Here is a 7,226-nt window from a genome sequence, read left to right on the forward strand (position 1 = left end):
CCCTCGGCGAGCGCCTCGGCCTCTACAAGGCGCTTGCCGAGCAGGGCCCGCTCACCGCCTCCGCACTCGCGGCGGCGACCGGCACGAACGAGCGGATCCTGGCTCAGGACGAACGCTGGCGGCGTGCCTAATACATGCAAGTCGAGCGGACAGATGGGAGCTTGCTCCCTGATGTTAGCGGCGGACGGGTGAGTAACACGTGGGTAACCTGCCTGTAAGACTGGGATAACTCCGGGAAACCGGAGCTAATACCGGATGGTTGTTTGAACCGCATGGTTCAAACATGAAAGGCGGTTTCGGCTGTCACTTACAGATGGACCCGCGGCGCATTAGCTAGTTGGTGAGGTAACGGCTCACCAAGGCGACGATGCGTAGCCGACCTGAGAGGGTGATCGGCCACACTGGGACTGAGACACGGCCCAGACTCCTACGGGAGGCAGCAGTAGGGAATCTTCCGCAATGGACGAAAGTCTGACGGAGCAACGCCGCGTGAGTGATGAAGGTTTTCGGATCGTAAAGCTCTGTTGTTAGGGAAGAACAAGTACCGTTCGAATAGGGCGGTACCTTGACGGTACCTAACCAGAAAGCCACGGCTAACTACGTGCCAGCAGCCGCGGTAATACGTAGGTGGCAAGCGTTGTCCGGAATTATTGGGCGTAAAGGGCTCGCAGGCGGTTTCTTAAGTCTGATGTGAAAGCCCCCGGCTCAACCGGGGAGGGTCATTGGAAACTGGGGAACTTGAGTGCAGAAGAGGAGAGTGGAATTCCACGTGTAGCGGTGAAATGCGTAGAGATGTGGAGGAACACCAGTGGCGAAGGCGACTCTCTGGTCTGTAACTGACGCTGAGGAGCGAAAGCGTGGGGAGCGAACAGGATTAGATACCCTGGTAGTCCACGCCGTAAACGATGAGTGCTAAGTGTTAGGGGGTTTCCGCCCCTTAGTGCTGCAGCTAACGCATTAAGCACTCCGCCTGGGGAGTACGGTCGCAAGACTGAAACTCAAAGGAATTGACGGGGGCCCGCACAAGCGGTGGAGCATGTGGTTTAATTCGAAGCAACGCGAAGAACCTTACCAGGTCTTGACATCCTCTGACAATCCTAGAGATAGGACGTCCCCTTCGGGGGCAGAGTGACAGGTGGTGCATGGTTGTCGTCAGCTCGTGTCGTGAGATGTTGGGTTAAGTCCCGCAACGAGCGCAACCCTTGATCTTAGTTGCCAGCATTCAGTTGGGCACTCTAAGGTGACTGCCGGTGACAAACCGGAGGAAGGTGGGGATGACGTCAAATCATCATGCCCCTTATGACCTGGGCTACACACGTGCTACAATGGACAGAACAAAGGGCAGCGAAACCGCGAGGTTAAGCCAATCCCACAAATCTGTTCTCAGTTCGGATCGCAGTCTGCAACTCGACTGCGTGAAGCTGGAATCGCTAGTAATCGCGGATCAGCATGCCGCGGTGAATACGTTCCCGGGCCTTGTACACACCGCCCGTCACACCACGAGAGTTTGTAACACCCGAAGTCGGTGAGGTAACCTTTTAGGAGCCAGCCGCCGAAGGTGGGACAGATGATTGGGGTGAAGTCGTAACAAGGTAGCCGTATCGGAAGGTGCGGCTGGATCACCTCCTTTCTAAGGATATTATACGGAATATAAGACCTTGGGTCTTATAAACAGAACGTTCCCTGTCTTGTTTAGTTTTGAAGGATCATTCCTTCGAAACGTGTTCTTTGAAAACTAGATAACAGTAGACATCACATTCAATTAGTAATACAAGATATCACATAGTGATTCTTTTTAACGGTTAAGTTAGAAAGGGCGCACGGTGGATGCCTTGGCACTAGGAGCCGATGAAGGACGGGACGAACACCGATATGCTTCGGGGAGCTGTAAGCAAGCTTTGATCCGGAGATTTCCGAATGGGGAAACCCACCACTCGTAATGGAGTGGTATCCATATCTGAATTCATAGGATATGAGAAGGCAGACCCGGGGAACTGAAACATCTAAGTACCCGGAGGAAGAGAAAGCAAATGCGATTCCCTGAGTAGCGGCGAGCGAAACGGGATTAGCCCAAACCAAGAGGCTTGCCTCTTGGGGTTGTAGGACACTCTGTACGGAGTTACAAAGGAACGAGGTAGATGAAGAGGTCTGGAAAGGCCCGCCATAGGAGGTAACAGCCCTGTAGTCAAAACTTCGTTCTCTCCTGAGTGGATCCTGAGTACGGCGGAACACGTGAAATTCCGTCGGAATCCGGGAGGACCATCTCCCAAGGCTAAATACTCCCTAGTGACCGATAGTGAACCAGTACCGTGAGGGAAAGGTGAAAAGCACCCCGGAAGGGGAGTGAAAGAGATCCTGAAACCGTGTGCCTACAAGTAGTCAGAGCCCGTTAACGGGTGATGGCGTGCCTTTTGTAGAATGAACCGGCGAGTTACGATCCCGTGCAAGGTTAAGCAGAAGATGCGGAGCCGCAGCGAAAGCGAGTCTGAATAGGGCGCATGAGTACGTGGTCGTAGACCCGAAACCAGGTGATCTACCCATGTCCAGGGTGAAGTTCAGGTAACACTGAATGGAGGCCCGAACCCACGCACGTTGAAAAGTGCGGGGATGAGGTGTGGGTAGGGGTGAAATGCCAATCGAACCTGGAGATAGCTGGTTCTCTCCGAAATAGCTTTAGGGCTAGCCTCAAGGTAAGAGTCTTGGAGGTAGAGCACTGATTGGACTAGGGGCCCCTACCGGGTTACCGAATTCAGTCAAACTCCGAATGCCAATGACTTATCCTTGGGAGTCAGACTGCGAGTGATAAGATCCGTAGTCGAAAGGGAAACAGCCCAGACCGCCAGCTAAGGTCCCAAAGTATACGTTAAGTGGAAAAGGATGTGGAGTTGCTTAGACAACCAGGATGTTGGCTTAGAAGCAGCCACCATTTAAAGAGTGCGTAATAGCTCACTGGTCGAGTGACTCTGCGCCGAAAATGTACCGGGGCTAAACGTATCACCGAAGCTGCGGACTGTTCTTCGAACAGTGGTAGGAGAGCGTTCTAAGGGCTGTGAAGCCAGACCGGAAGGACTGGTGGAGCGCTTAGAAGTGAGAATGCCGGTATGAGTAGCGAAAGAGGGGTGAGAATCCCCTCCACCGAATGCCTAAGGTTTCCTGAGGAAGGCTCGTCCGCTCAGGGTTAGTCGGGACCTAAGCCGAGGCCGAAAGGCGTAGGCGATGGACAACAGGTTGATATTCCTGTACCACCTCCTCACCATTTGAGCAATGGGGGGACGCAGGAGGATAGGGTAAGCGCGGTATTGGATATCCGCGTCCAAGCAGTTAGGCTGGGAAATAGGCAAATCCGTTTCCCATAAGGCTGAGCTGTGATGGCGAGCGAAATATAGTAGCGAAGTTCCTGATTCCACACTGCCAAGAAAAGCCTCTAGCGAGGTGAGAGGTGCCCGTACCGCAAACCGACACAGGTAGGCGAGGAGAGAATCCTAAGGTGATCGAGAGAACTCTCGTTAAGGAACTCGGCAAAATGACCCCGTAACTTCGGGAGAAGGGGTGCTCTGTTAGGGTGCAAGCCCGAGAGAGCCGCAGTGAATAGGCCCAGGCGACTGTTTAGCAAAAACACAGGTCTCTGCGAAGCCGTAAGGCGAAGTATAGGGGCTGACGCCTGCCCGGTGCTGGAAGGTTAAGAGGAGCGCTTAGCGTAAGCGAAGGTGCGAATTGAAGCCCCAGTAAACGGCGGCCGTAACTATAACGGTCCTAAGGTAGCGAAATTCCTTGTCGGGTAAGTTCCGACCCGCACGAAAGGCGCAACGATCTGGGCACTGTCTCAACGAGAGACTCGGTGAAATTATAGTACCTGTGAAGATGCAGGTTACCCGCGACAGGACGGAAAGACCCCGTGGAGCTTTACTGCAGCCTGATATTGAATGTTGGTACAGCTTGTACAGGATAGGTAGGAGCCTTGGAAACCGGAGCGCCAGCTTCGGTGGAGGCATCGGTGGGATACTACCCTGGCTGTATTGACCTTCTAACCCGCCGCCCTTATCGGGCGGGGAGACAGTGTCAGGTGGGCAGTTTGACTGGGGCGGTCGCCTCCTAAAAGGTAACGGAGGCGCCCAAAGGTTCCCTCAGAATGGTTGGAAATCATTCGCAGAGTGTAAAGGCACAAGGGAGCTTGACTGCGAGACCTACAAGTCGAGCAGGGACGAAAGTCGGGCTTAGTGATCCGGTGGTTCCGCATGGAAGGGCCATCGCTCAACGGATAAAAGCTACCCCGGGGATAACAGGCTTATCTCCCCCAAGAGTCCACATCGACGGGGAGGTTTGGCACCTCGATGTCGGCTCATCGCATCCTGGGGCTGTAGTCGGTCCCAAGGGTTGGGCTGTTCGCCCATTAAAGCGGTACGCGAGCTGGGTTCAGAACGTCGTGAGACAGTTCGGTCCCTATCCGTCGCGGGCGCAGGAAATTTGAGAGGAGCTGTCCTTAGTACGAGAGGACCGGGATGGACGCACCGCTGGTGTACCAGTTGTTCTGCCAAGGGCATCGCTGGGTAGCTATGTGCGGACGGGATAAGTGCTGAAAGCATCTAAGCATGAAGCCCCCCTCAAGATGAGATTTCCCATTCCGCAAGGAAGTAAGATCCCTGAAAGATGATCAGGTTGATAGGTCTGAGGTGGAAGTGTGGCGACACATGGAGCTGACAGATACTAATCGATCGAGGACTTAACCATATTTTTGAATGATGTCACACCTGTTATCTAGTTTTGAGAGAACACTCTCAATTTGTTTGGTGGCGATAGCGAAGAGGTCACACCCGTTCCCATACCGAACACGGAAGTTAAGCTCTTCAGCGCCGATGGTAGTCGGGGGTTTCCCCCAGTGAGAGTAGGACGCCGCCAAGCAATTGCACGTTAGTGCAATTATGGAGGATTAGCTCAGCTGGGAGAGCATCTGCCTTACAAGCAGAGGGTCGGCGGTTCGAGCCCGTCATCCTCCACCATTATATCATCGCGGGGTGGAGCAGTTCGGTAGCTCGTCGGGCTCATAACCCGAAGGTCGCAGGTTCAAATCCTGCCCCCGCAACCAAATTTTTTCTCTATTGGTCCGGTAGTTCAGTTGGTTAGAATGCCTGCCTGTCACGCAGGAGGTCGCGGGTTCGAGTCCCGTCCGGACCGCCATTTAAATACTTAGGCTCGGTAGCTCAGTTGGTAGAGCAACGGACTGAAAATCCGTGTGTCGGCGGTTCGATTCCGTCCCGAGCCACCACCTATGCCGGTGTAGCTCAATTGGTAGAGCAACTGACTTGTAATCAGTAGGTTGGGGGTTCAAGTCCTCTTGCCGGCACCACTTTTATATGATATAATACTCAAGTCTCTTGTAAGAAGAGCCATTAGCTCAGTTGGTAGAGCATCTGACTTTTAATCAGAGGGTCGAAGGTTCGAGTCCTTCATGGCTCACCATTTTACGCGGGTGTGGCGGAATTGGCAGACGCGCTAGACTTAGGATCTAGTGTCTTTACAGACGTGGGGGTTCAAGTCCCTTCATCCGCACCATTTCTGCGGAAGTAGTTCAGTGGTAGAACACCACCTTGCCAAGGTGGGGGTCGCGGGTTCGAATCCCGTCTTCCGCTCCAACTATACCATCCACGCCGGGGTGGTGGAATTGGCAGACACACAGGACTTAAAATCCTGCGGTAGGTGACTACCGTGCCGGTTCAAGTCCGGCCCTCGGCATTAAGTGTTGCGCCCGTAGCTCAATTGGATAGAGCGTTTGACTACGGATCAAAAGGTTAGGGGTTCGACTCCTCTCGGGCGCGCCATATCTTTTAATAGAATAGATAGGAAATCGGGAAGTAGCTCAGCTTGGTAGAGCACATGGTTTGGGACCATGGGGTCGCAGGTTCGAATCCTGTCTTCCCGACCATTCTTGGGGCCTTAGCTCAGCTGGGAGAGCGCCTGCTTTGCACGCAGGAGGTCAGCGGTTCGATCCCGCTAGGCTCCACCATATAGTCCGGTATTTCAATACTTCAGAGTATATTGGCGACAGTATGCTGCGAAGTATTTTGCTCTTTAACAATCTGGAACAAGCTGAAAATTGAAACATGACGGCTGAAATTTATCCCTCCGTAGATGTACTGGGATGAAGAGTAACCTGTCATAGAGTCTCTCAAATGTTTGCAGCACGAACGATGGAAACATCTTCGGGTTGTGAGGTTAAGTGACTAAGCGTATACGGTGGATGCCTAGGCAGTCAGAGGCGATGAAGGGCGTGCTAATCTGCGAAAAGCGTCGGTAAGGTGATATGAACCGTTATAACCGGCGATACCCGAATGGGGAAACCCAGTGTGTTTCGACACACTATCATGTCATGAATACATAGTGGCATGAGGCGAACCGGGGGAACTGAAACATCTAAGTACCCCGAGGAAAAGAAATCAACCGAGATTCCCCCAGTAGCGGCGAGCGAACGGGGAGGAGCCCAGAACCTGAATCGGCTTGTGTGTTAGTGGAAGCGTCTGGAAAGTCGCGCAGTAAAGGGTGATAGCCCCGTACACTAAAATGCACAGGTCGTGAGTTCGATGAGTAGGGCGGGACACGTGACATCCTGTCTGAATATGGGGGGACCATCCTCCAAGGCTAAATACTCCTGACTGACCGATAGTGAACCAGTACCGTGAGGGAAAGGCGAAAAGAACCCCGGCGAGGGGAGTGAAATAGAACCTGAAACCGTGTACGTACAAGCAGTGGGAGCACCTTCGTGGTGTGACTGCGTACCTTTTGTATAATGGGTCAGCGACTTATATTTTGTAGCAAGGTTAACCGTATAGGGGAGCCGTAGGGAAACCGAGTCTTAACTGGGCGATTAGTTGCAAGGTATAGACCCGAAACCCGGTGATCTAGCCATGGGCAGGTTGAAGGTTGGGTAACACTAACTGGAGGACCGAACCGACTAATGTTGAAAAATTAGCGGATGACTTGTGGCTGGGGGTGAAAGGCCAATCAAACCGGGAGATAGCTGGTTCTCCCCGAAAGCTATTTAGGTAGCGCCTCGTGAACTCATCTTCGGGGGTAGAGCACTGTTTCGGCTAGGGGGCCATCCCGGCTTACCAAACCGATGCAAACTCCGAATACCGAAGAATGTTATCACGGGAGACACACGGCGGGTGCTAACGTCCGTCGTGAAAAGGGAAACAACCCAGACCGCCAGCTAAGGTCCCAAAGTTGTGGTT

At 53.2% G+C, this 7,226-nt stretch carries 12 tRNA genes and 4 rRNA genes; all 16 read left to right on the forward strand.

What is annotated here, in order from left to right:
• Positions 1 to 81 precede the first annotated feature (81 nt).
• Positions 82 to 1,630 (forward strand): 16S ribosomal RNA (locus tag ACWFR1_RS39745).
• Between the two features lie 170 nt (positions 1,631 to 1,800).
• A 23S ribosomal RNA gene (locus ACWFR1_RS39750) occupies positions 1,801 to 4,728 on the forward strand.
• Positions 4,729 to 4,783: 55 nt separating this feature from the next.
• Positions 4,784 to 4,899 (forward strand): 5S ribosomal RNA (rrf, locus tag ACWFR1_RS39755).
• Positions 4,900 to 4,921: 22 nt separating this feature from the next.
• Positions 4,922 to 4,997 (forward strand) — tRNA-Val (locus ACWFR1_RS39760).
• A 9-nt stretch (positions 4,998 to 5,006) separates the two neighbouring features.
• Positions 5,007 to 5,083 (forward strand) — tRNA-Met (locus ACWFR1_RS39765).
• A 15-nt stretch (positions 5,084 to 5,098) separates the two neighbouring features.
• Positions 5,099 to 5,175: transfer RNA gene (locus tag ACWFR1_RS39770), tRNA-Asp, on the forward strand.
• Between the two features lie 12 nt (positions 5,176 to 5,187).
• Positions 5,188 to 5,263: transfer RNA gene (locus tag ACWFR1_RS39775), tRNA-Phe, on the forward strand.
• A gap of 5 nt (positions 5,264 to 5,268) precedes the next feature.
• Positions 5,269 to 5,344, forward strand: a tRNA-Thr gene (locus ACWFR1_RS39780).
• A 37-nt stretch (positions 5,345 to 5,381) separates the two neighbouring features.
• A tRNA-Lys gene (locus ACWFR1_RS39785) sits at positions 5,382 to 5,457 on the forward strand.
• Positions 5,458 to 5,463: 6 nt separating this feature from the next.
• A tRNA-Leu gene (locus tag ACWFR1_RS39790) sits at positions 5,464 to 5,550 on the forward strand.
• Between the two features lie 5 nt (positions 5,551 to 5,555).
• Positions 5,556 to 5,630, forward strand: a tRNA-Gly gene (locus ACWFR1_RS39795).
• A 14-nt stretch (positions 5,631 to 5,644) separates the two neighbouring features.
• Positions 5,645 to 5,730 (forward strand) — tRNA-Leu (locus tag ACWFR1_RS39800).
• Positions 5,731 to 5,739: 9 nt separating this feature from the next.
• A tRNA-Arg gene (locus ACWFR1_RS39805) sits at positions 5,740 to 5,816 on the forward strand.
• A gap of 27 nt (positions 5,817 to 5,843) precedes the next feature.
• Positions 5,844 to 5,920, forward strand: a tRNA-Pro gene (locus ACWFR1_RS39810).
• A gap of 5 nt (positions 5,921 to 5,925) precedes the next feature.
• Positions 5,926 to 6,001 (forward strand) — tRNA-Ala (locus tag ACWFR1_RS39815).
• A gap of 207 nt (positions 6,002 to 6,208) precedes the next feature.
• A 23S ribosomal RNA gene (locus ACWFR1_RS39820) occupies positions 6,209 to 7,226 on the forward strand; the annotation flags it as partial.

The organism is Streptomyces sp. NPDC055103, from assembly GCF_053607625.1.